General features: G+C 60.3%; 23 protein-coding genes and 1 tRNA gene. 5 read left to right on the top strand and 19 right to left on the bottom strand.

Translation table 11 applies throughout. The annotated features are described in order from the left end of the window. Nucleotides 1-11 precede the first annotated feature (11 nt). From WA922_RS09795 to WA922_RS09760, 8 genes are all read right to left on the bottom strand, one after another. Entirely contained in the window at nucleotides 12-230 is a 219-nt protein-coding gene (locus WA922_RS09795; protein WP_424771518.1) for a hypothetical protein, read from the bottom strand. Further along, nucleotides 227-1,204: an ArdC family protein gene (locus tag WA922_RS09790; RefSeq protein WP_424771517.1), complete on the bottom strand. Its 978-nt coding sequence runs from the start codon at nucleotides 1,202-1,204 to the stop codon at nucleotides 227-229. Before WA922_RS09790 ends, WA922_RS09795 begins: the two co-directional genes overlap by 4 nt. Nucleotides 1,205-1,946: 742 nt before the next feature. Beyond that, nucleotides 1,947-2,432 carry a hypothetical protein gene (locus WA922_RS09785; RefSeq protein ID WP_424771516.1) on the bottom strand — a complete coding sequence of 162 codons (486 nt, stop codon included), beginning with the start codon at nucleotides 2,430-2,432 and terminating at the stop codon, nucleotides 1,947-1,949. A gap of 100 nt (nucleotides 2,433-2,532) precedes the next feature. Continuing rightward, the gene (locus WA922_RS09780; protein ID WP_424771515.1) at nucleotides 2,533-4,848 is read right to left on the bottom strand and encodes a copper-transporting P-type ATPase; all 2,316 of its coding nucleotides are present in this window, start codon (nucleotides 4,846-4,848) and stop codon (nucleotides 2,533-2,535) included. After that, nucleotides 4,845-5,120: a DUF5676 family membrane protein gene (locus tag WA922_RS09775; RefSeq protein ID WP_424771514.1), complete on the bottom strand. Its 276-nt coding sequence runs from the start codon at nucleotides 5,118-5,120 to the stop codon at nucleotides 4,845-4,847. Before WA922_RS09775 ends, WA922_RS09780 begins: the two co-directional genes overlap by 4 nt. A gap of 80 nt (nucleotides 5,121-5,200) precedes the next feature. Beyond that, nucleotides 5,201-5,584: a hypothetical protein gene (locus tag WA922_RS09770; RefSeq protein ID WP_424771513.1), complete on the bottom strand. Its 384-nt coding sequence runs from the start codon at nucleotides 5,582-5,584 to the stop codon at nucleotides 5,201-5,203. Next, on the bottom strand, nucleotides 5,581-6,090 hold the full coding sequence (locus WA922_RS09765; protein WP_417613406.1) for a DUF305 domain-containing protein: 510 nt from the start codon (nucleotides 6,088-6,090) through the stop codon (nucleotides 5,581-5,583). The genes WA922_RS09770 and WA922_RS09765 overlap by 4 nt, the downstream gene beginning before the upstream one ends. An 88-nt stretch (nucleotides 6,091-6,178) precedes the next feature. Next, the gene (locus tag WA922_RS09760) at nucleotides 6,179-6,451 is read right to left on the bottom strand and encodes a metal-sensitive transcriptional regulator (RefSeq protein ID WP_417613404.1); all 273 of its coding nucleotides are present in this window, start codon (nucleotides 6,449-6,451) and stop codon (nucleotides 6,179-6,181) included. Between the two features lie 70 nt (nucleotides 6,452-6,521). Between WA922_RS09760 and WA922_RS09755 the strand changes: the two genes are divergently transcribed. From WA922_RS09755 to copD, 4 genes are read left to right on the top strand one after another with little or no spacing between them, the layout of a single operon-like run. Beyond that, entirely contained in the window at nucleotides 6,522-8,399 is a 1,878-nt protein-coding gene (locus WA922_RS09755; protein ID WP_424771512.1) for a copper resistance system multicopper oxidase, read from the top strand. 5 nt (nucleotides 8,400-8,404) lie between these two features. Further along, nucleotides 8,405-9,436 (top strand): copper resistance protein B, encoded by a 1,032-nt coding sequence (locus tag WA922_RS09750; RefSeq protein WP_424771528.1) that lies wholly within the window; start codon nucleotides 8,405-8,407, stop codon nucleotides 9,434-9,436. Between the two features lie 32 nt (nucleotides 9,437-9,468). After that, entirely contained in the window at nucleotides 9,469-9,864 is a 396-nt protein-coding gene (locus WA922_RS09745; protein WP_424771511.1) for a copper resistance protein CopC, read from the top strand. A 7-nt stretch (nucleotides 9,865-9,871) separates the two neighbouring features. Then, nucleotides 9,872-10,798: a copper homeostasis membrane protein CopD gene (gene copD / locus WA922_RS09740; RefSeq protein ID WP_424771510.1), complete on the top strand. Its 927-nt coding sequence runs from the start codon at nucleotides 9,872-9,874 to the stop codon at nucleotides 10,796-10,798. A 35-nt stretch (nucleotides 10,799-10,833) separates the two neighbouring features. Here the strand turns inward: copD and WA922_RS09735 are convergent, their stop codons facing one another. From WA922_RS09735 to WA922_RS09705, 7 genes are all read right to left on the bottom strand, one after another. After that, nucleotides 10,834-11,751 (bottom strand): cation diffusion facilitator family transporter, encoded by a 918-nt coding sequence (locus WA922_RS09735; protein ID WP_424771509.1) that lies wholly within the window; start codon nucleotides 11,749-11,751, stop codon nucleotides 10,834-10,836. Continuing rightward, complete coding sequence (locus WA922_RS09730) at nucleotides 11,748-14,876, bottom strand: efflux RND transporter permease subunit (RefSeq protein ID WP_424771508.1); 3,129 nt, start codon at nucleotides 14,874-14,876, stop codon at nucleotides 11,748-11,750. The genes WA922_RS09735 and WA922_RS09730 overlap by 4 nt, the downstream gene beginning before the upstream one ends. Nucleotides 14,877-14,890: 14 nt before the next feature. Continuing rightward, on the bottom strand, nucleotides 14,891-16,132 hold the full coding sequence (locus tag WA922_RS09725; protein ID WP_424771507.1) for an efflux RND transporter periplasmic adaptor subunit: 1,242 nt from the start codon (nucleotides 16,130-16,132) through the stop codon (nucleotides 14,891-14,893). Beyond that, entirely contained in the window at nucleotides 16,129-17,361 is a 1,233-nt protein-coding gene (locus WA922_RS09720) for a TolC family protein (protein WP_417613390.1), read from the bottom strand. Before WA922_RS09720 ends, WA922_RS09725 begins: the two co-directional genes overlap by 4 nt. 63 nt (nucleotides 17,362-17,424) lie before the next feature. Beyond that, a complete protein-coding gene (locus tag WA922_RS09715; protein WP_424771506.1) occupies nucleotides 17,425-17,745 on the bottom strand; it encodes a hypothetical protein in 321 nt (106 codons plus the stop codon). Between the two features lie 38 nt (nucleotides 17,746-17,783). Further along, a complete protein-coding gene (locus WA922_RS09710; protein ID WP_424771505.1) occupies nucleotides 17,784-18,449 on the bottom strand; it encodes a class I SAM-dependent methyltransferase in 666 nt (221 codons plus the stop codon). After that, a complete protein-coding gene (locus WA922_RS09705; RefSeq protein ID WP_424771504.1) occupies nucleotides 18,446-18,826 on the bottom strand; it encodes a DUF3703 domain-containing protein in 381 nt (126 codons plus the stop codon). The genes WA922_RS09710 and WA922_RS09705 overlap by 4 nt, the downstream gene beginning before the upstream one ends. Before the next feature lie 150 nt (nucleotides 18,827-18,976). On the opposite strand from WA922_RS09705, the gene WA922_RS09700 reads away from it, so the two are divergent. After that, nucleotides 18,977-19,378 (top strand): MerR family transcriptional regulator, encoded by a 402-nt coding sequence (locus WA922_RS09700; protein ID WP_417613382.1) that lies wholly within the window; start codon nucleotides 18,977-18,979, stop codon nucleotides 19,376-19,378. Between the two features lie 78 nt (nucleotides 19,379-19,456). On the opposite strand, the gene WA922_RS09695 is transcribed toward WA922_RS09700, so the two are convergent. The 4 genes from WA922_RS09695 to WA922_RS09680 form a co-directional block, all read right to left on the bottom strand. After that, nucleotides 19,457-20,716: a tyrosine-type recombinase/integrase gene (locus WA922_RS09695; protein WP_424771503.1), complete on the bottom strand. Its 1,260-nt coding sequence runs from the start codon at nucleotides 20,714-20,716 to the stop codon at nucleotides 19,457-19,459. A gap of 655 nt (nucleotides 20,717-21,371) precedes the next feature. Next, the gene (locus WA922_RS09690) at nucleotides 21,372-21,851 is read right to left on the bottom strand and encodes a hypothetical protein (protein WP_424771502.1); all 480 of its coding nucleotides are present in this window, start codon (nucleotides 21,849-21,851) and stop codon (nucleotides 21,372-21,374) included. Nucleotides 21,852-22,012: 161 nt separating this feature from the next. After that, nucleotides 22,013-22,099: transfer RNA gene (locus WA922_RS09685), tRNA-Leu, on the bottom strand. 111 nt (nucleotides 22,100-22,210) lie between these two features. After that, nucleotides 22,211-23,146, bottom strand: coding sequence for a zinc-ribbon domain-containing protein (locus WA922_RS09680; protein WP_424771501.1), 936 nt, complete (start codon nucleotides 23,144-23,146; stop codon nucleotides 22,211-22,213). Nucleotides 23,147-23,187: the final 41 nt, after the last annotated feature.

Raw genomic sequence — 23,187 nt, 5'->3', positions numbered from 1 at the left:
ATCGCCTCCGGTCAGAACATTTCGAGCTGTTTGCGGGCGTTCGTGTCGAACAGCCCGTGATTGGCGGGGCGCTGACCTTTGCGCGGCAGCAGCGGCGCATTGGCAAGAACACCAAGCCGCTCGCCCAAGGTGACCGGCGCAACGCCGGGAACCAGTGTCTGCGAACCGGCTTCGGTTTGCTCGGCCTCGAAGGCGCGTCCCTTGGCGGCTTGGTCAGGTTTCCTGCTCATGCCGCCCGCTCCTGCTCTGCGCCCTGACATTGCAGCAGGAACTCGGCGGCCTTGCTCGCCTGACTGGCCGCGCGGAAGATTGCGCGGTTGTCGGCGCGCAGCACGGCCAGCCAACTGCCGAGATAATCGGCGTGGCGCACAGTCGGCTCGATGCCGAGCGCGGCGCACAGAAAGGCCGAGGCCAGTTCGGCAACCAGTTCTTCGCGCGCATAGGGCGCAGAGCCGAACCGTCCAGTCTGGTCGCGGCCCAACCGCGAGCCGTGACCGGTCCAGTGGCCCAGCTCGTGCAGAGCGGTGCGGTAATAGTCGATCTGGTGATGAAAGGCCGGTTGCGGCGGCACCATCACGAAGTCGCCCGACGGCGAATAGTAGGCCTTCGCCCCGCCAATCCGGAAATCCGCGCCCGTCGCGGCAATGCGGTCTTCGGCAGCGCGGTGCAATTCGCGTTCGGGCAGCGGCGCTGGCTGCGACACCAGCCCTTCGGGCAGGCCATCGCATTGCGCGGCATTGAACACCGTAAAGCGCTTGAGGAACGGTATCGAACGCGCCTCGTCGCCGCTCTCGACCTGCTCGCGCCCTTGCCCGTCGCGGTCGTTTTTCGGGGTGAAGCGGTCGGCATAGAATACCGTGCGCCCGCGCTCGCCCTTGCGGACGCAGCCGCCAGCGGCCAGCGCTTGGCGAAAGGTCAGCCAATCCTGCGACGGATAGTCGCCCTCGATCACCGCGCCCCACAGGACCAGCACATTGATTCCGGAGTAAGCCCGCTTCGTCACCGCATTGCAGGGCAGGCCGAGCGAGGCCTTGGCCTTGCTCCACGGCCTGACCCAAGGAAACACGCCTTCCTCAAGCTGGGTTATGATTGTCTGTGTGACCTCGTCATACAGCGATGCGCGGGAACCATTCCCGCGCGCGGCGCGGCGCGCCGCCCCTGTACGCCTGCCACCTGCACTGCCCTTTGAAATCTTACGCGCCATCGCCCTCCTCCCGAACTGCCCAAATCCGCACATCGGCCCCCGGAAGGGGCGCGGTGGGCGGTGACAGCGACCAGAAAGGTGCGGGGCGGACAGCCGCACCCGCATGACGCGAATGGCTGACCGTTCAGCCGGTTGGATAAGGGCTGCAATGCAATGGAAGACCCGGTCCCTTCAGGGCCGGGTTGCGGCTGTCCGAACCGTGCCCAGACGGGAGCGCCGCCCACCCCGCCGCTTTCGCGGGCCGACACCAACAACGCCGGCGCGCTAGCAGCGCGCCGTCCGCAGCTACCTGCTCGTGCCGCCAGTCGGGGCCGAGCGACCAGCGAGATGTCCAAGACAGTAAATGCGCACCCTGAATTGAAGCGTGTGGTGCAAGTCCTTGGATCGGCCGCCCCGGCGGGGCCTGTCGTCCGGCAGGCCGATCCTCATGACAATGTAAGCTGCAATCAGAGTGCGCGCGGGGCCAATATAAATGAATGCCGCGCCCTCAGGAGCAGGCCGCAAGGCCAGCGGGACAGAGCGCGTCAACAGCCCCGCTCCGCTTCCCGGGGCGTTGCGGGGTGTCCCCGCAGAAGGGGTAGCAGGAGACAGCAAAGCGGCTCCGGCTCAGGGGAAGGCCTTCCCCCATTGCAATGCAAAGAGCGACCCTTGCCTACACTCGGAAATCGAACGCCCGCAACTCACTGGCCTTCGGCATGGTGTGCGCCATTGAGAGAATTAGCTCGTCGATTTTCTAATCTGCTTACGGCGCCGGCCCGCTGTGCACGACTGATCGCTCTGCCAGTTTCATCGTTACCAATGGCACAATGATCCACATGACCAATGGCACCAGCCCGACGCCACCGATCAACGGCATTGTGTCATCATATTGCCAGCCCCAATCGCTGCGGAGCGCCAAGTGTTCGACGACTATCGTAATCGACAGCCCGGTGCCTAAATATACTGTGAGGGCTCGCGCACGCGCGCCGCGAAGCCACATCCGATCATCGGTTGCAATTGTCGCGATCCAGTAGGCGAACACCATTATTCCGGCATCGCCCACCGAAGCAATGCCGCAGCTCTTCGTAACTTGCCACGCCGACAGTTGATCCATTGCATAGAACGGCATCTGAAACATTTCCCAGGCGAACGAGACAAGAAAGCCGTGAATAGCAATCCACGTTTCGGGCTTATCGAGTCGGTGAAAAATGGGTTCAGTGATCGTGCGGCTCCTTTTTAGCTGAACCATTGGCAGAGTGTTGCGGTCCTTGTTTTGAATGATCTTTCTGGCGCGAAAGGAAGATCCATTCGCCTAGGAACACGATCGCGATTGCCGCGTCCCGCCTCGCTCACAGCTTGGCGGTCCGCAAGCGCAGCGAATTGAGGACCACCGAGATGGAGGACGCGCTCATGGCGAAGGCGGCAAACATCGGGCTGATCAGGATGCCGAAAAACGGATAGAGCAGGCCAGCCGCTACGGGCACTCCGGCCGCGTTGTAGATCAATGCAAAGAACAGGTTCTGGCGGATGTTGTTCATTGTCGCCTTGGCAAGGCGGCGAGCGCGCACGATCCCATCGAGATTGCCGCGGACCAGCGTAATACCTGCGCTCTCAATCGCTACATCCGCCCCGGTGCCCATCGCGATGCCGACATCGGCTTGCGCTAGCGCTGGCGCATCGTTGACCCCGTCCCCTGCCATCGCAACTTTCGCGCCCCCTTCCTGAAGTTCGCGGATTATGCGCGCCTTATCTTCGGGCAGAACGTCGGCGCGGATTTCGTCGATACCTAGCCGCGCGGCAACTGCCTTGGCCGTCCGTTCATTGTCACCGGTTGCCATGATGATGCGCAGGCCCAATGCGTGCAGTTCTTTGAGCGCCGCAGGGGTGGTTTCTTTCACCGGATCGGCCACCGCGACGAGACCGGCGATGGTGCCGTCGACTACGACAAACATCACCGTCTCGCCTTCGTCGCGTCTGGCGTTGGCCTTTTGTGTCAGCGCTGCTGCTTCGAGACCCATGTCATTGATCAGCGCAAGGTTGCCAAGGGCAATGGACTTGCCGTCAACGGTACCCTTTACCCCTTTGCCGGTAATGGCCTCGAAGTCGCTGGCGCTCTCCATCGCAACGCCGCGCTCCTCTGCGCCGCGCACGATTGCTTCGGCCAGCGGGTGTTCCGACCCGCGTTCGAGCGAGGCTGCAAGATACAGCACTTCCGCCTCGTCATGCCCATCCTCCGGCATCACCGCGACCAACCGGGGCTTGCCCTCGGTCAGCGTGCCGGTCTTGTCGACGATCAGCGTATCGATCGTTTCGAAGCGTTCGAGAGCCTCGGCATTCTTGATCAGTACGCCCGCCTGTGCACCGCGCCCGGTTGCAGTCATGATCGACATCGGTGTGGCGAGGCCCAATGCGCAGGGACAAGCAATAATCAGGACCGAGACTGCCGCGATCAGGGCATAGGCGAGCGCGGGAGCAGGGCCCCAGATTGCCCAGGCGATAAAGGCCAGCACCGCGATGCCGATCACCGCCGGAACGAACCAGCCCGCAACCTTGTCGGCATATTTCTGGATCGGAGCGCGCGAGCGTTGAGCGTTCGCGACCATCTCGACGATTTGCGCCAGCATCGTGTCCGAACCGACACGGGTCGCCTCCATCACCAGACTGCCGGTGCCGTTGATGGTCGCACCGGTAATTTGATCGCCAGCGACTTTCTCAATCGGTACAGGTTCGCCCGACACCATGCTCTCGTCGACGGAAGACCGTCCTTCCAGTACAGTGCCATCGACCGGGACCTTGTCACCGGGCCGGACGCGCAAGCGGTCGCCCACTTGAACGTCTTCCAGCTCGATCTCTTCTTCAGTGCCGTCGGGCCTGATGACGCTCGCGGTCTTCGCCGCAAGGTCGAGCAGCGCGCGGATGGCCTTGCCGGTGCCTTCACGGGCGCGCAGCTCCATAACTTGTCCCAGCAGCACCAGAGTGACGATTACTGCGGCAGCTTCGAAATAGACCGCGACATTACCTTCTGCATCGCGAAAACCGTCAGGGAAAATACCCGGAACCAGCACGGCGACGATGCTGAACAGCCACGCCGCCATGACCCCCATCCCGATGAGCGAGAACATGTTGAGGTTCATCGTCCGGAAGGACTTCCAGCCGCGGACTAGGAACGGCAAGCCGCACCACAAGACCACCGGCGTGCCCAGCGCGAACTCGATCCACAGGGTCGCACGCTCGCCGAATATTTCGCGCAGACCGCCAAGGCCCAGCATCGGCCCCATGGTCAGAACCAGCAAGGGTATTGTGAGGATAGCGCCGACCCAGAAACGCCGGGTAAAATCGACCAGCTCCGGATTGGGGCCGTCCTCCACCATACTCGCGGATTCCAGCTCCAGCCCCATGCCGCAGATCGGGCATGATCCCATTTTGGTTTGGCGCACCTGTGGATGCATCGGGCAGGTATAGACCGTGCCGGTGTATCCCTCTGGCACGTGATCATAGCTGCCATCGCTCGGTTGGTGTTCCTTCTGGCCATGCGAAGCGTGGCATTCGGAATGCGTGCTGCTTTGCTGGCCGTCGTCCGGTACGAGATGCATTCCGCATTTCGGACAGTCGCCCGGCTCGTCCTGCCGGACTTCAGGGTGCATGGGGCAAATATAGCCGCTCATGACGGATCTCCGCGCCCGAAGAAGCGATAAAGCGGAACGATCAATACGGCGATATACCAGCCATAGAGAAAGCTACCGACCGCGCCGGCGATGAAGCCGGGCCAAGTCAGCCACTCAAACCCCGGCAGCAGCGGCGCCCATGCCTCATGCATATGAAAGCGTCCCGGCATCAGCAGGCCGAACGCAATACAAACAAGAAAGCTGAGCAGAATGAAAACGCTAAGCGTCCATCCCGAGCGGATAATCTGGCGGCCAATTGTTGGATTTTGCATGTCTATCTCCCTTGGTGCAGCTGGTGTCTGAGTGCGACCACAGGGCTGCTCCTGCGGGGAAAAGCGCAGGCTCTGCGGTGTCAGTCCGTGCGAAACCGGTCCGCGCGTTCAACCAAATCAGTTATGTGATCGGCTGCATGAATGGTCAGCGGATGCTGCGTGTAACCTTGCCGAGGCGTAATGAGAGCGGCCATGTCGCGCGCCATCTGGCGCTGCTGCTCCGATCCCTCTGCCAGTACAGCGATCATGAGATTTTCGAGCGCGATGACCCGGATACGCAGATGAACCAGTTCAGTGTTGGTCATTTCAGGGACAGCATCCGCAGCAGTCTCAGCTATAGAGGCAATCGCGCCCCCTTCATTGTCCCACCTTGCGAGCGCACGCTGACGAATTTCGGACATTTCATCAGGCGTATCGCTGTGCGGAACAGCCTCGGTCTCGCTTTTGCTGCCGCGTACCATCATTTTCCCGTTTCTGTGCTTTGCACTGGGACTGCCGGCAAAATGGGAGCATCTGAGGGAACTGGCTGAGCCTCCAGATCGGCGATCAGCCGCTTCATCTCGGCAATTTCCCTGACTTGTGCCTCGATGATGTCATCCGCCAAAGCACGAACGCGGGGATCGCGGATCTGCGCTCGCTCGCTGGTCATGATCGCGATCGAGTGATGCGGGATCATCGCGCGCATGTAGCTCACGTCGTCAACAGTCTCTTGGCTGCGGACGAGATAGAGCGAGCCTGCAAAAACCAGCAGTGATGCCCCGACAATTGTCAGCTTCTTGGATGTTCCGTCATACATCTTCCACATAAAGGCGAGCATGATAATCGCCATGACAGCGCCCATATAGACGGCCATCCAGGTGCGGGTCTGGCTGTAGAAGATATGGTCGAGGGCGTAGGTGTTCAGATACATCAGGCCGAACATCACAACGGTTGAGGTTGCGATCATCGCGAGAAAACGGGTGTAGGTCATTGCGTATCTCCCATGGGCGCTAGCGACATCCGCAGGGCCATCACCATGCGGTAAAGGGTGACGGTCTTGGCTTCGGTTTGGGCTGGGGTCATCGTTTGACCTTTTCGAACAGGTCGATCAGCTCGTTGAACTTCACGCGCTGCTCGGCCGTATCGCCCGATGCGATCGCTTCGGAAACGCAGCACGCCGCGTGATCTTTCAGAATTTCACTCTCTGCCTTTGAAAGGGCAGCTTTCACGGCCTGCATCTGATGCAGGATATCGATGCAATAACGCTCGTCCGCGACCATCTGGCCCACGCCGCGCACCTGGCCCTCAATCCGGCTGAGCCGATTGAGAATGGCTGTCTTGTCTTTCGTCATCGATTCCCTCTTATCCCTTGCAATACCATAGGGGGGTATAGTATCAGCTTACCAAAGGATGAGCAAGACAATGACCAATCAAGTTTCGCGAAGAACTCTTTTGGGCGGTTTGGGTGTCGGTGCGTCCATGCTGGCGGTCCCTGCCTGGGCGCAGGGTCATAGCGTTCACGGCGGCAGCCACGGACGCGGGGGTCCGTTGATCCCGGCAGGATTTGGTGAGCTTAGCGGGGACATCATCGACCTGACTGTTGGCAGCGGCCATCGCATTGTCGAGGGCCGCCGAGGCCCGGGCATTGCCGTGAACGGCAGCGTGCCGGGTCCGCTCATCCGCCTGCGCGAGGGTCAGAATGTCCGCCTGAACATCACCAATCATCTTGATGCGGACACCTCGATCCACTGGCATGGTCTGCTTTTGCCGTTCCAGATGGATGGTGTGCCGGGCATCAGCTTTCCGGGTATAAAGCCGCACGAGACATTCTCTTATGAATTTCCAGTCCGGCAGGCGGGCACCTATTGGTATCACAGCCATTCGGGTCTTCAGGAGCAGTCGGGCCATTATGGTCCGATGATCATCGACCCGGCGGGTGCAGAGCCAGCCGATTACGACCGGGACTATATTCTTCTTCTGAGTGACTTCACCACGCTAGACCCGCATTTCATCATGAACCGGCTGCGCACCGGTGAAGGCTATTTCAACCGCCAGCAAAACACCTGGACCGACGATTATCCGATGACGGGTGAGGAACGGCGCATGTGGGCGCAAATGCGGATGATGCCCACCGACATCATGGACATCGGATCGCCAACCTACACCTTCCTCGCCAATGGCCGCGGGCCGACCGAAGGTTTGGAATATCTCTTCCGCGCCGGTGAGCGTATCCGGCTGCGGATTATCAACGGGTCAGCGCAGAGCTTCTTCAACGTTCGGATTCCCGGCCTGCCAATGACAGTCATCGCTGCCGACGGGCAGAATGTGCGGCCCGTCGAGGTCGATGAGTTCCAGATCGGCACCGCCGAGACCTATGACGTGATCGTCACGGCGGGCGACGCAGAGGCCTATTCGATTGTTGGCGAATCCATGGACCGGTCGGGCATGGCGCTCGCGACGCTGGCGAGCCGTCCGGGCGCTCGGGCGGCCGTACCAGCGCTGCGTGATCCGCCACTGCTGACGATGGGTGATATGGGGATGAACCACGGCTCCGAGGGCATGGACCACAGCGGCATGGACCATGGCGGATCTGGCGATGGCGCTGCGGCGGGCGGCGTGGCTGGAGCGGCGGCCATGGATCACTCGGCCATGGGCCATGCCTCGCCTGCTGCTCCAGCACCTGCGGCCGATGACGCAATGGCCGGAATGGCGACGGGCGGCATGAGCATGGAGGGCATGAGCATGCGAGATACGTCGCTGTTACCGCCCGATGTCGCGATTGGCCCGGGGGTCGATATGGTCTCGATGGCACCGGTCGACAAAATGGGCGATCCGGGCCTTGGGCTGCGCGATGTGCCGCACCGGGTGCTGAACTACCGCATGCTTTCCGCCCTCGAGTCCAATATCGTCTCGCGCGAGCCGTCACGGCTGCTTGAACTGCACCTCACCGGCAATATGGAACGCTATATGTGGTCGTTCGACGGACGGATGTATTCGGCCGTCAGCGATGTGCCGATCCGGTTTGCCTGGAACGAACGCGTCCGGGTGAAACTCGTCAACAACACGATGATGGCCCACCCCATCCATCTGCACGGTATGTTCTTCGAGCTGGTGAACGGCGAAAGCGCTGCGCATCAACCGCGCAAGAATGTCGTCATCGTTCAACCGGGCGCCAGCGCCCAGTTCGACCTTACCGCCAACGAGCCCGGCGACTGGGCCTTCCACTGCCATTTGATGTATCACATGCATGGCGGCATGATGCAGACCGTGACCGTGGTCGGCCCGGAGGCAGCGTCGTGAACCGGATGGCTACTTTTGCGCTGACGATGCTTGCCGCGTCTGCGCTCACTGCCCCGGCATTCGCGCAAAGCCAGGACGGCCATGCCGGACATGAGGGGCATGCTATGCCTGCTCCCGAGCCTTCGCCCGTCACCCCTCCGCCCGTCGATCCGCATGCGGGCCACGACATGCCTGCGGCGGCTGAGACTGCGCCAGCCCAGCAAGACGCGATGGATGGCATGGATCATTCGGCTATGGACCATGGTGCAATGGCTGATCGCGATGGCACGGCCTCAGTTTCACCCGGACCCACAATGGAAACCCCGCCACCGCCCGAAGCGGGGAGCGGTCCGCCGCGCGCCGCCGATGCGATCTGGGGCGCTGATGCCATGCGGGCATCACGGCGCGAATTGCAGCAGACCCACGGCGATTTCCCCGTGTTCTGGTTCCAGGCCGACCGCGCTGAAGTTCAGGCTCGCGAGGGGTCAGATGGCTATCTGTGGGACGTGCAGGGCTATTATGGCGGCACAACCGAGAGGTTCTGGTTCAAGAGTGAAGGTGAAGGCAGTTTTGGCGAAGCGATTGAGGATGCCGAGTTTCAGGCGCTCTATTCGCGTGCCATTGCGCCCTTCTGGGATGTGCAGGCAGGCGTGCGGCAGGATGTAGCTGGACCCGACACCACCTACGCGGTTGTCGGCGTGCAGGGCCTCGCACCTTATATGTTCGAGATCGACGCCGCGCTGTTCGCCTCGCACCGCGGCGACATCACCGCGCGGATCGAAGCCGAACTCGATCAGCGCATTACACAGCGATTGATCCTCCAGCCTCGCGGGGAAATCAGTCTGTCGGCGCAAGACGTGGCTGAACTCGGCATTGGAGCGGGTATCGACAAGGTCGAGGTGGGCCTGCGCCTGCGCTACGAAATCATTCGCGAATTCGCGCCCTATGTCGGCATCGAGCAGAGCTGGCGCGTCGGCGGAAGTGCCGATTTCGCGCGGTTGCGGGGCGAAGATCCAAGCGTGACAACTTACGTCGTCGGCATTCGCTTCTGGTTCTGAAATATTCACTCCATCCCCCAAAGGACACCACTATGAATTTCCGCAAAATACTCCCGATTGGCGCTATGAGCCTCGCCCTGTTATCGGCTGCCGTGCCAACTGCCGCATACGCTCACGCGCGCGTCACGGCATCGACGCCCGGCGAGGGCACAACGGTCGCGCGCCCGCGCACTATAACAATTACCTATAGCGAGGCTCTTTTGCCTCCGACGGCCGCTGCGAGCATCGTCATGACCGCAATGCCCGGCATGCCGAACCACGGCGAAATGACGATCCGAAATTTCACCACCGCCTGGTCGAATAGCAATCGGACCTTGACGCTCAACCTGCGCCAGGCCCTTCGTGCTGGCACCTATGAAGTGCGCTGGCAGGCCGCCGGCGCCGACGGGCACCGGATGACGGGCACCGTGAACTTCACGGTCAGCTGACCACTTTATGGAGGACTGGCTCGAGCCGGGATTGCGGTTTCTGCATTATGCACTGCTGCTTGGCTTGTTCGGGTGGACAGCGTTCCGCGTGATTGGCCTGCGCGAGCTGAATTGGCAGCAATGGGGAAACGGTTTTGCCGTGGCGATGGTGGGTGCGGTGTTGGCACCGTTGGTGTCGCTCGTCCTGATGCTGACCTCGATCGCTGCGATGATGGGCCAGCCACTCGCCGCGCTCGAAGGGCCGATGGTCGAAGCGATGATCTTTGGCACCGATTTGGGTTGGGCTTTCCTTTTTCGCGCGGCACTGCTCGCAGGAGGCCTGATTGCACTTTTGCTGCGCAACCGTCTGGCGTCAGCGTTGCCCATCGCTGCGCTGTGTTACGCTTCCGCACTCATCACGCTCGCATGGAGCGGACATGCCGCCGCGACGGAGGGCGGATTGGGGCTGTTTCATCGCCTCAATGATGGGCTGCATTTGCTTGCAGCCGGGTTGTGGCTGGGGGCCATCGGCTGGTTTCTCCATCTTGTCATCAGGGCGCATCGGCGAGTTGATGACGCCCAGGCGCGGAACCTGCTGGACGCGATGCACCGATTTGCGCCGCTGGGGGTCACGCTGGTATCGGTCGTTGCCATTACCGGCCTGATCAATGCCCAACTGATCTTCGGGATCACGAACAGTGCTGCAGTCCTGACGACCGATTATGGCATTTTGCTGGCAGGAAAGCTGGTGCTGGTCTGCGGCATGCTCGCCTTCGCGGCGCACAATGCCCGGATCGGGCGGCGCGAAGCTTCGACAAATAATAGCCAAGCCAATGATAGCCCCGCTTCGCTGGCAGCTTTGCGCCGCAGTCTTGCCGGCGAGTTTGGACTGGCGGTTGGCGTGGTTGGGCTGGTCGCGGTTCTTGGGATGATGTCACCGATGGCGATGGAATAGGGTGTGACCAGACCGCTCTGGAAGTCATGCCGTCGTTACATGTTTTGGGTAGATTGACAGGCCTCGCTCTCGGACATGCAACCAGTTCGAAGACACGCTTCGATGGTTGCGTGTTCGATATGAAAACGCTCTTCCAGCACGGCGCGAGCCTTGGCTTTCAGTGTCTCAAACTCCTCGAGCGAGCCGCCGACCAGGACGACATGTGCCTCCAATGCGCGATGATGTTCGCTGATGGACCAGACATGGACGTGGTGAATATCATCGATGCCGTCGAGCTCTTGCAGCGCAGTGACGATGCGGTCGAATTCGAGCTCGTCGGGAACGGCTCCCATCAATAGTCTCACGGTGCGAGGCATGATCGAAAAGCCCTGGTAGATGACATAGGCGGCAATCACCAAAGTCATGATCAGATCGGCTACGTAGAGATCGAACAGGATGATCAGCGTGCCCGCGATAATCACACCGACAGAGGCGAGTGCGTCCGAAACATTGTGCAAGAAGGCGGCCTTGATGTTCAGGCTGCTCTTGGAACCGGAATACACCATCACGGCGGTTATGACATCGACGACCAAGGCAACGCCCGCGACGATGACCACCGTCCAGCCTTCGACCGGCTGCGGTGATATGAATCGGTTCACCGCCTCAACAATGAGATAGAAGCCGACGATAATCAGTGTGGTGAGATTGATAAGGGCGGCGACAAGCTCCGCACGAGCATAGCCAAAGGTCATCAGTTTGTCGGCCGGCCTTCGTCCGATCCGCCGCGCAAACAGGGCAAGACCAAGCGCCGCCGCATCGCTGAAATTGTGCAGGGCGTCCGCGATGAGTGAGAGCGAACCTGAGATTATCCCACCGACGATCTGAACAATAGTCAGGCCGACATTGACGATGACCGCCCAGACAAGCCGGGCATCGCTCATATTCTCGCTATCGTGATCATGTCCCGCGCTCATTGGGCCTCTCCTTCACTGCTTTTCTCGCGCCGATGCACCAGAAGATAAAGGGCGGGCAGCACCAGCAACGTCAGGATGGTGGAGGTCAGAACTCCTCCGATCACCACAGTGGCGAGCGGGCGTTGAACCTCCGATCCGGCGCCCACGTTCAAGGCCATGGGAACGAAGCCAAGCGAAGCGACGAGCGCGGTCATCAGCACTGGCCGCAGACGCGTCAGGGCTCCGTGGCGGATTGCTTCGAGCAAAGCTTCGCCGCGCTGGCGAAGATCGCTGATGAAGGACAGCATCACCACGCCATTGAGAACCGCGACGCCGGACAGAGCGATGAAGCCGACACCCGCCGAAATGGAGAATGGAATATCCCTCAGGGCAAGCGCAGCAACGCCTCCGGTCAGCGCGAGGGGTACGCCTGTGAAAACGATACCCGCATCGCGCCATGACCTGAACAATGTGTATAGCAGGCCGAAGATCAGCAGCAGCACCAGCGGCACTACGATGGATAATCGGGTCGTGGCAGACTGCAGCTGTTCGAACGTTCCGCCATATTCGACGTAATAACCGCTTGGCAGTTCAACTTCGCTGTCCACACGGGCTTGCAAATCCTCGATGAAGCTCCCGAGATCGCGGTCGCGGACATTCGCAGTGATCACCGCGCGCCGCTTGCCGTTTTCGCGGCTGATCTGGTTCGGTCCGGCAGCCAGCGTGATATCCGCAAGTTCTCCCAACGGTACCGATGCGCCGTTCGCCAGTGGCACGGGCAGATTGCTCAGCCGGTCAAGATCGGTGCGCAGGTCTTCGGGCAGGCGCACGACCAAGGGGAAGCGCCGGTCACCATCGAATATCTGACCAGCCTGCTGTCCGCCGGTGGCGGTTGCAACGATATCCTGCACGGTGACCATGTTCACGCCGTAGCTGGCGAGCATGTCACGGCGCGGAACGATCGACAGCACTGGCAGTCCGGTGACCTGCTCAAGTTTCACATCGGCGGCACCCGGAATGCTTCCAACGATTTCCTCGAGGTCCTGGCCGCTGGCAATAAGCTGATCGAGATCGTCGCCGAACAGTTTGACCGCAACATCAGCGCGAACGCCCGCAATCAATTCATTCATCCGCATCTGGACGGGCTGTGTAAACTCATAATTGTTGCCCGGGATCAGCTCGACCGCCTCGTTGAGTTCATCAACGAGCTGCTCACGCGGTTTTCGCGGATCGGGCCATTCTGCGCGCGGTTTGAGCATGATGAAATTGTCGGCGACCGATGGCGGCATCGGATCAGTCGCCACATCGGGCGTGCCGATCTTGGCGAAGACGCGTTCCACCTCGGGGAATTGCCGGATGCGCTCTTCCAGCGCTTCTTGCATCTGGATTGATTGCGACAGACTGGTGCCAGGTATGCGCAAGGCATGCATGGCGATGTCGCCTTCGTCGAGCTCGGGAATAAACTCGGACCCTAAGCGCGTTGCGCCAAAGCCCGCGACTACGACAAGCAGAAGCGCACCTGCCAGAACGGGCTTGGGCCGAGAGAGCACCTTGCCAAGCAGCGGCGCATAACCATTCGAGATCCAGCGCATCAGCCGGTTCTCTTTTTCCTCCACCTTGCCGGTCACGAACATCGCCACAGCAGCCGGAACGAGGGTCAGCGACAGGATCATCGCGGCTGTCAGTGCCAGCACGACGGTAATCGCCATGGGATGGAAGGTTTTGCCTTCAATCCCTTCGAGCGCAAAGATCGGCAGATAGACGACGGTGATAATGATGACGCCGAAAATACTTGGCCTGATGACTTCAGCACTGGCCGAGGCCACGAGACCGAAGCGTTCATCGCGATCGAGCAGCCGCCCGAGACGTTTTTGCTGTTCGCCAAGTCGTCGCAGGCAGTTTTCGACGATGATGACTGCGCCATCGACGATCAATCCAAAATCGAGCGCGCCCAGGCTCATCAAATTGGCAGAAGTTCGTGTAGCCAACATGCCTGTTAGCGTCATCAGCATTGCCACGGGGATGACTGCAGCGGTGATTAGCGCTGCGCGGAAATTGCCCAGCAACAGGAACAGCACGACGATGACGAGCAACGCGCCCTCGGCAAGATTCTTTTCGACCGTGACGATCGTGCGATCGACCAGTTCGGTGCGGTCGTAGAGCGGGTGAGCGATAATGCCTTGGGGAAGCGTGGCGGTGATTTGCTCCAGCCGATCCGCAGAAGCTTGCGCCACAACTCTGGGGTTCTCGCCGGTCAGCATCAGCACCGTACCGAGCACGATTTCGCGGCCGTTTTCGGTTGCTGCACCTGACCTGAGTTCGGCGCCGATGGAAATCTCCGCCACATCCGCCACGCGGATCGGAACGCCGCCGCGCGTTGCCACGATTATGCTGCCGAGATCGGCTTCGTTCGACGCCTGACCCGGCACACGGATCAGGATCTGTTCGCCGCCGCGCTCGACATAGCCAGCGCCCCTGTTGGCGTTGTTGCGTTCGAGCGCTTCGACCACGTCCGATAGCGAGAGGCCCAGCGCGGCAAGTTGCATCGGGTCCGGCGTAACATGATACTGCCGTTCGTAGCCGCCGACCGTATTGACCTCAGCGACACCGGGAATGGTCCGGAGCTGCGGCCGCACGACCCAATCGGACAATGTCCGCAAATCGGTCGGCGTCCACTCGCTGCCATCGGGCTTGCGCGCACCAGGCTCCGGCTCGATTGCATACATAAAAATTTCACCCAGACCGGTGGCAATTGGCCCCATCTGCGGCTCAATGCCTTCGGGAAGCTGGTTTTTGACTTGCTGGATGCGTTCGTTGACGAGCTGCCGGGCGAAATAGATGTCGGTCCCGTCTTCAAACACAACCGTCACTTGGCTTAGGCCATAGCGTGAGATGGAGCGGGTGTATTCGAGGTTCGGAATACCCGCGATGGCGGTCTCGACCGGAAATGTGATGCGCTGCTCGGATTCGAGCGGCGAATAGCCTTCAGCCTCGGTGTTAATCTGCACCTGGACATTGGTGATGTCCGGCACAGCATCAATCGGCAGGCGCAACGCGCTCCACACGCCGAGCGCGCAAAGCAGCAGCACGATAGCGAGGACAAACCAGCGCTGGCGGATCGATAGTCCGACGATATTTTCAAGCATGAGCTGTCCCTCCCTTAATGATCATGGCTCGCGCCGGACTTTTCGACGTCCGCACGCACAAGGAAGGAGCCTTCGGTGACATAAGGCGTCCCGGGTTCAATGCCCGAGAGGACTTCGGTATACTCGGCACCCCGGCGCCCCAATTGGAGCATCCGCACTTCATATTCATCGCCATATCTGGCGTAGACCACCTGGAAGTCCCTGAAGGGCTGGATCGCCTCGGTGCGAACCGCCAGCGGTACAGTTTCCGCGTTGATGATGACTCGCCCGCGCATGGTCATGCCGGGCCTGATCCACCCCCCGCGATTGGGGATGGCCGCGCGCACCAGAGCCGTTCCGGCCTGAGGATTGCCCTCGGCCAGATACTGGCCAAGCGTGGTTGCACCGACTGCCCGCCCGTCCTGCGACTGGACCTCGACCCGCATGCCTGGCCGGATGATCCCAAGATCGCGCGGAAAGATATTGAAGACCACCGTCGTCGCTGACGGATTGGTAATGACATAGAGCGGGGCGTCATGCGTCATGTCGCCGGGGTTTCCGCCCCGTTCGGCCACGACCCCGCTTACCGTCGAATAGACCGGATAGGTTTGTAGGCTCTCGGAGGACTCGATCCGGGCGAGCAGCTCGCCGCTGCGCACGGTGTCACCGACTTGTTTGGTTACCGAGATCACGCGTCCAGGAAACTGGCCGCGGATTTCGGATCGTGCTGACGGGTTGAGTTCGACCGTTCCGAAGAGCTCGCGCGTATCACCAATCGTTGCTGGCCCGGCAGTGGCGATTGCGATTCCGCCCTGCTCGGCAGCTTCTGGCGTGATTGTCGTGCGGCCTTCATGGTTTTCATACGTCCAGCGGCTGCGCTTTCCGTCAACCGATGCGACAACTTCGACATCAAAGCTGTGCGGTTCTTCGACGATGCCTGCACCAGCCAGAAAATCATCCTGCGCAGTAAAGGTGAATCGATCGACTTTCCCGCCGAGGCGCGACAGCGTAATCTGAAGATTGACCTTGGCGGGATCGAGCTCCTCGCCTTGCCAATAGGGATAGACGCGAAACTGCGGCTCTTGCCCGGTTTCAAATATGGTGATTTCAAGCCCGAGATCGCCATCGGTCAGCAGCCTGCCGCCATGCGGACCTTCAGGTGCTTCGGCGCTCTCGCTGTGTTCTGCTTCGGTGCCATCGGGCGCTGGACTGCAGCCAGCGAGCGGGAGGAGAATAAGCGCGAAGGGAACGCAGCGTGCAAAAATTTTCTTGATCATGGGAGAGTCTCCGCAGCCACGTCAAAGCGGCCGGTCAGTCGATCGATTTCGGATTGGGCGTCGCGGAACATCGTCATCGCATCGGCCCATTGTTGCTGGACTTGGATGATCGTGTCAGCGGCGTCCTGGACATCGGAAAAGCGGAAGCCTCCGCGATTGTAGCCTTCGCGGACCTGTTCAAGTGTCCGGACAGCTTGCGGATAGACTTGATGCATCAGCCCATCTGCCCGTCTCGCAGCAGCGCTGGCTTCGGCTCGCAAAGCCGCCAGTCGGCGCAATCGCGCGAGGCGGTCGGCTTCCGCTTCGGCCTCCAACCGCCGGCGTTCAGCGCGCGCACGGTCGATATTGCCTTCATTGCGATCAAACCGGCCCAGCGGGATGGAAATGCCTGCGACAAGGGCGACATCGTTGGTTTCCCGCAAAAAACGGACGCCGCCGCCGATTGTGTAATCCTGAGTGGCGCGTGATTGCTCAAGCACCACTTCCGCGCTGGCTTGCGCTACGGCTGCATCGCGAACATTCGCATCAGCCTGCGCCAGTTCGCCTTGCAAGCTGGCCAGTCTCTCTATGCCATCTGACACCTCAAGCCCGTCGCCCTCTCCGCCCCAGAAAGAGGCGAGCAGATTGCGGGCGGCGGCTGATCGGGCCTCAGCCTGTTCAAGCGCGAGTTCAGCCGAAGTGACACGCGCTGCAGCCTGTGTTTCGACAAACAGAGGGTCTCGGTAACCGCGAACGCGGCGCAGGGCTTCCGTTTGCATTTCGCGTTCCGTCTCGAGCCGACGCTCGGCTATCCAGACCATTTGGTCAGCAATTTGAATGTCGATGAAGGCGCGCTGCACTTGCTGCGCCAGCTCCAGCCGCGCCAGGCGAGCTTCTGCCTGAGCAAGGTCGAGGCCGCGCGACGCGTATCCCAGCCTGGCTTCTCGCTTGCCGCCGCGCTCGATGCGCTGCTCGTAGGTCACTGTGACTTCAGGTTGTTCCAGCACGCTGAACCCGCCGCTGCCGACGAAATTTTCGGCCTCGACCGACACAGTGGGGTTGGGGCGCACGTCGGCCTGGCGGATTTCGGCGCGCGCGGCATCGACTGTCGCCTGTCCTGCGACCATTTCAGGAGCGGAGGCCACGGCCCTGTCGACCGCTTCGTCAAGTGTCAGCTGCTGCGCCGCAAGTGTTGCGGGCCACAGCCCCGCGACCCCGGCAAGCAGGGAAGCGCAAATTATCGATTTCATGGGGAATCATCCCTTGGCAAATTGCTTCAGAGCGCGCGATCAGGCCGCGCGCGGTGCGAACAATCAGGCCTTGGGAGGGGTTAGTGGCGGTGCACGCGTAGTTGAGCCAAGCGGGAACGTCTTCGACGGCACCAGACGGGCGCTAGCAAAGTTGTGCGTCGATGTCAGTTTGCCGAGATTGGACGCTGCGGCACTTGGACAATGGTGATGGCAGCCGTGCTGGTCGCCCTTGGTAGAATCCTCCGAACCGCCATCGTCATCGTCACTTTGGGCGTGATGCTCGCTGGCATGCGTGGGATCATTTTCATGCGCCTCCGATGGCCCGGCATGGATGCCGGAAACCAGTATCGCCATCGCGGCGAAGAGAGTGAAAACAAAACGCATGGCGGGCGAGTAGCGAAGAAGGCTTGAAGTTAAAAGCATTATTGTTTCTCGGCCAATGTCGCTTTGCGCTGCCCGACAAAGGAATAGGCAGATCCTGCGAGGTGTTCTTCAAACCATACTTGGCTGGCCGCGTTTCGGGCAGCGACCCACGGTTTGAAGTCCTCGTAGTCGCGGGAAACGCCGAAGGGCTTTGTCACCAAGATGCCGATTTGCAGCACCCATTGTGGCCAGTTTTCGGGATGCTTCAGTCCCAGCAGACCGATGCGCCCGTCCGGCCGCAGCGAAGCAACGGCCCGCTCGATGATGGCCGGGTAAGTGGGCACCATTTCGAGCCCAAACGTGCTGATAATGGCATCGACTTCTGGCGGAAATCGAAACTCGTTCACATCCATCTGGACGATTTCGACGTTCGTCAGGCCCAGCCTCTCCGCCCGCTCCTTTGCCTTGGTTAGCATCCCTTCCGAAAGATCGACGAGAGTGAGCTTACCTTGGGCTCCAAGTTTCTCTGCAAGATAGGGAAGGTTCGCACCTGTTCCCGCGCACAGGTCGATGACATGGTCGCCGGGCCTGATCTGCAAATTCGCTACAAGCTGCGAGCCCCATCGGTTGGTTCCCACCGCATTGAAGGCCTTGAGGCAGAGATCATAGACCCCCGCGATCCGGTTATAGAGTTTCCTCGTCTCCGCACTGCTCAGGACACTCATTGTAAGTTCTCGCCAGCATCGGGCGACGTGTTTTCAATTTTTGCTGATAGATCGGCGGGGATTTCCATCGGTGCAAAGGCGCTGACATTGGAGCGACCAGTATTGCCGATCGGCAAGCGTCCCGATGCATTGCCCAGTGGCGCGAGCAGCAGCCGGAGAATTTGTCCGCGCAGTTCCCGCCAGTCGCGCAGCTCGATAGCGAAGCCCAGCATCGACAAGTGGCAGCGAAAGTGCGCCGCAAGGTAGGGCTGGCCAATAATGTGCTCGCGTTCCAGCGCGGCCCAGGCCGCTGAGACCTCGCCTATTCGTCGGGCCTCACCGAACGCCTCACGTTCTTGTCGTAGCAGCTCTTCAACTCGGGTATTTGCCCGCATCATCTGTAACTCCTGTGCTTGACAGACCATCGGCTTGACCAGCGTTCGGGTAATCATTTCCGAGGCTGGTCGGGCTCAATTCCTGTCCTGATGACAAGCCCTGCACCTTGTAGTAACTACAAGGTCAAGCAAGTTTTCTGTATCGGAGAGCAGATGAGAATTGGCGAAGCAGGACGTGCGACTGGCACCAAGTCCGAAACCATCCGCTATTACGAGAGGGAGGGGCTGCTGCCTCCGCCGCCGAGGACATCGTCCAATTATCGCGATTACGGGCCGGACGAAATTTCGCGCCTCCGCTTCATAAAGCGTTCGCGCAAACTTGGCTTTTCGATGTCTCAGGTAAAGGAGCTCATGGCGATGGCGGATGATCCCGACCAGCCTTGTGAAACGGTCGACAAGATCGCCAGCGCCCAATTGCGCGAAGTTGAAGCAAAGCTGACCGATCTCAGAGCACTTCGAAAAGAGCTCACCAAAGTGGTCGAGAGTTGCAAACACGGCACTGTTGCCGAGTGCAGAGTGATCGAGGTGCTCGCCGGGAGCGGTGCTGGCCGCTAACTGGCCGATACACTATTTCGACCACAAGATGATTGTAACGACGCTTTGCTTAGGCGCTTGATCGAGCCGACGTGTTGCTCAAGCTGCCCTATTGAGGATCGCTATGTCTGTTCCATCGAGCAAATTCGCGATCTTGCCCGACACCCTGTCGACTGCGAGGCGCAGCGCTTCATCGAGGTGGACGTAGTTTTGGGTCGATCCGCGCGCGCCGTGCCCTAGCAGCGCTTTGATGGTCAGTTCCGAGAAACCCATGTCGCCTGCAACGCTGCCAAACGTATGGCGGAGCACATGCGGAGTAACGCCTTCAATCCCGGCAATCGTGCAGAGTGCGCGGAGTACTTCAGGAACGCCGGAGTACGGCTGGTCGACGAAGTCAGAGGCAAAGAAAAGCGGCAGCGCGCGCTTTTTTGGAACGGATTCGAGAACAGCGATTGCGGCTTTGCCAATCGGTCGGATCTGGCCGTCTGTCTTCGTGTCGGGGAAATGAACGATGCCCTTGTCGGTGTTGAGCCAATTGCGCTGCATGCCAATAACTTCGGAGATTCTGTAGCCCGTGAGCAAGAGGACCTGAATGGCGGCCAGACCGGTCGGGTTTTCACCATTGCGTTCGGCCACAGTAATTGCCTTGCCCAGCGCGCGGATTTCGACAGCGCTCAAACGCCGGGTGCGCGGTTTGCCAGCGATCTTGCGGACTCCGGCAGCGGGATTGTTCTCGACGATATCGTATCGCATCGCATGGGCCAGCAGCGCGTGAAGAGTAGAAACGGCTCGGCCCGCTACGCCTGGGCCACCGGTTGTCCGCCCACCACGACCGCTATTTCCCTTCGGCTTGGCGGTTCGGCCGGCAACGATATCCATCTGCATCTTTTCGATGTCCGACATCCGGAGCGAGCGGACCTGCCGATTGCCGATGAGCGGCTTGATGTGGGTTTCGATGCGGCTGCGATCCATGGCGAGTGTCGACGCCTTGATTGGCCGATGCTTGCGGCCGAGAAGTTTGCCGGACTCGGCATTTTCCAGATACCAGTCACAAACTTCGCGGATCGTGATCGCGGCGCGCGACTTTGCACGTTCTTCTGCCGGATCGTTGCCCCCGGCCACCGCGCCAAGTTTCATGATCGCCTGCTTGCGCGCCTGTTCGACGGTGAGGACCCCATAGCGTCCGAGGACGATGCGCCTGCTGCGCCCCTCGTCATTGCGATACTGGAGAACAAAGACCTTCAGGCCGGATGGCATTGCCCGGACACCGAAGCCGCGAAGTTCGTCATCCCAGAGAAATGCCTGTCCCTTGGCGGGGATTGCCATGCTGTCGACGCTTCGCTTTGTGAGCTTGCCCATACCGTTCGTCCTTTCGGACAATTTGCTTACACAAGCCGTTCCGGTTGGCAATGTAAGCACATTGTAAGCGAGCGAAGAGAAAATCTAGCGTAATGACGGATGGCTCTGGCGTAGTTTTTGTCCGGAAAGATTACTACATTACAGCATGATATCGGCCTTTGGCGTTATCTGGCGTAGACACGGCTAAGCTGCTCAGACATTTTGCCAAGGTTGGGGTCGGGCGTTCGAATCGCCTCGCCCGCTCCATTACTTCCTTTGAAATATTGGCTTTTTTCGCGGCGGCGGATTGGCGTGTCGTGTTCGATGCAGAACTTTGCAGGACCATGCGGGAAAATGGGGCAATTATCCGTACAAATCCCGTACACGGGGTGGGCGGGTTATCGGGCCCGATTTGGCGGAAAGATACAGGCCGATCTTGGTTTCGTCCCATTGTTTGGGAAGTGATTTCGCGTGTTGCTGACCGTCTATCCAGTAGATATTTGGACCGGTGCATTCGGCGCACGTTCTGTCGGGGCCGTATACATCAAGGCCTGATCACATGTGCGCACATTGGTTGATAGCAGCGAAATCTATTGCTGATACAGTTTCGGTCCTGTGACGTTTTATGCGACCTATGTGACACTTCGGCAAATTGCGCGGTGGGGCGCTCGCCCGTTCAATCGCCGCTGACCTTAAGCTGCGGGAGGCGAGGGGCGTTTTCGTCTTTTAGTCCGGTAAAACGGTTTACATTGTCCGCCCTCCGCCGGGCCTCCGGGGGATGATCGGAAGTGTCGGCACGCCATTTCTCCAGCACTTCCAGCAAATGATCGCGGATTCTCTCATATTCTGCAGTATTGGCCAGATTGATAAGCTCTGCCGGATCGGCTTCAAGGTCGTACAATTCAAGCGCCTCGCGCGGTGCAGTGAAGAGCAATTGCTGGACACGGCTCAAGGTGCCGCGTGACTTGGCCTGAAGCAGTTCTTGGAAAGCGATTCCTTTGCCGATATCTGCTGCCGTTCCATGTGGGAGATCAAGATAGGCGTTCGTGATGAGCTTGTACCGGTCCGACCTAACTGAACGCATATGTTCATCGGAATTGTGCCAGTTGCGTTGGGAAAAAGCATATTGACGAGTGAACGCACCGGGATCGATCAAACCCTCTGACATATCCTCACCATGCATATGCCGAGGTTTCGCAAGCCCCGCCAGCAATAGCTACGCACGAGGCGCGGCGTGTCCCCATTTCTCGTGCGGCCGCGCTGCATCGTGGCTGTCCGCATGGACGACCGTCGGCGGTGCCGATCTTTGACCGGAGTTGGTGCGGTCGAGAAGACTCGAACTTCCACGGGCGTTAGCCCACAACGACCTCAACGTTGCGCGTCTACCAGTTCCGCCACGACCGCACACAGTCTGCTGAGGCGGCGATCGCCGCCCCGCTTGGTAGGAGCGCGCCACTAGCAAAGCGGGGTGTACTCCGCAAGCGCGGTGTGGGCGCGCGGATCACTTTCCTGACCCTAGCTTGGCTTCCATCCGATTTCAGCGAACTTGGCTGATTTTGGCACATCGGTTGCGACTTCGTTAATCGTGGTACTCGCACCCGGGGCGAGGCTCGCGGCTGGCGGCACCACGACCCAGCTATAGACCACGCGGTCACGTTCATCGCGCATCAGGATCAAAATCGACGGTACGCTCAATTCGGTTCGGCCAACATTGGTAATCGTGCCGCTCGCGCTGAAAAATTCCGAACCATCGGGAAGTGTGCGGCGGTCTTGCTGATCGGCGGGGAAGTCCAATACCAGATCGGGCTGCGCCACAGCAAAGGTTGGGCGGCTGACAGGAACCCATTCAGGCAGGCCGTAATAACTCACCGCAGCCACCGTCCCTGCGGCAAACAAAGCGAATATCACGCCCGCAGCGGTCCAGATCTTGAGCGGATTGCGGCGCGGGCGAAAGGGCGGCTGAGGGTCAAATTGCGATGCCTGATCATCATGAGAGTCAAAGCCGCCATCGTCATTTTCGACCGATACGACAGTGGGCGAGGCAGATGGCGGAGGGGGCACCGCGGGCCCATCGGTTGCCGGAACGCTGTTGTCTGATCGCCTCTGTGCGGCGGGCGGGGGGGCTCTGCGTGTAGGAGGGGCGGCATGGTCCTCGCTGAAGCCGGGACGTGCCTCCGCCGAGGGGTGCGGCTCGCTGTCCGAGGGTGCGACAAAGGCAGGATCGCTTGCGGGCTGCGCCCCTACCGGCTTTGCTGGCTGCTGGCCGGAAGGGGCGCGGCCAGTGGCGGTCTGCTCAGCCGGGGTCGGTTCAAAATCGGCGAGGTCCAGTTCGGCCCCGTCCTGGTGCCAGCTATGGCGGCATTTGGCGCAGCGCACAGTCCGGCCTTCGGCGCTGATCGCGGTATCGGGCACGACATATCGCGTCGAACAGGCTGGGCAGGTAAGGATCATTACACATCGCTCTTAGGACTGTGTGCGAATCGCAACAAGGC

This window comes from Pontixanthobacter sp. (assembly GCF_049682855.1).
Lineage (GTDB): Bacteria > Pseudomonadota > Alphaproteobacteria > Sphingomonadales > Sphingomonadaceae > Pontixanthobacter.
Note: the sequence above shows the minus strand (reverse complement) of the source record. Positions and strands in the feature narration are given on the sequence as shown.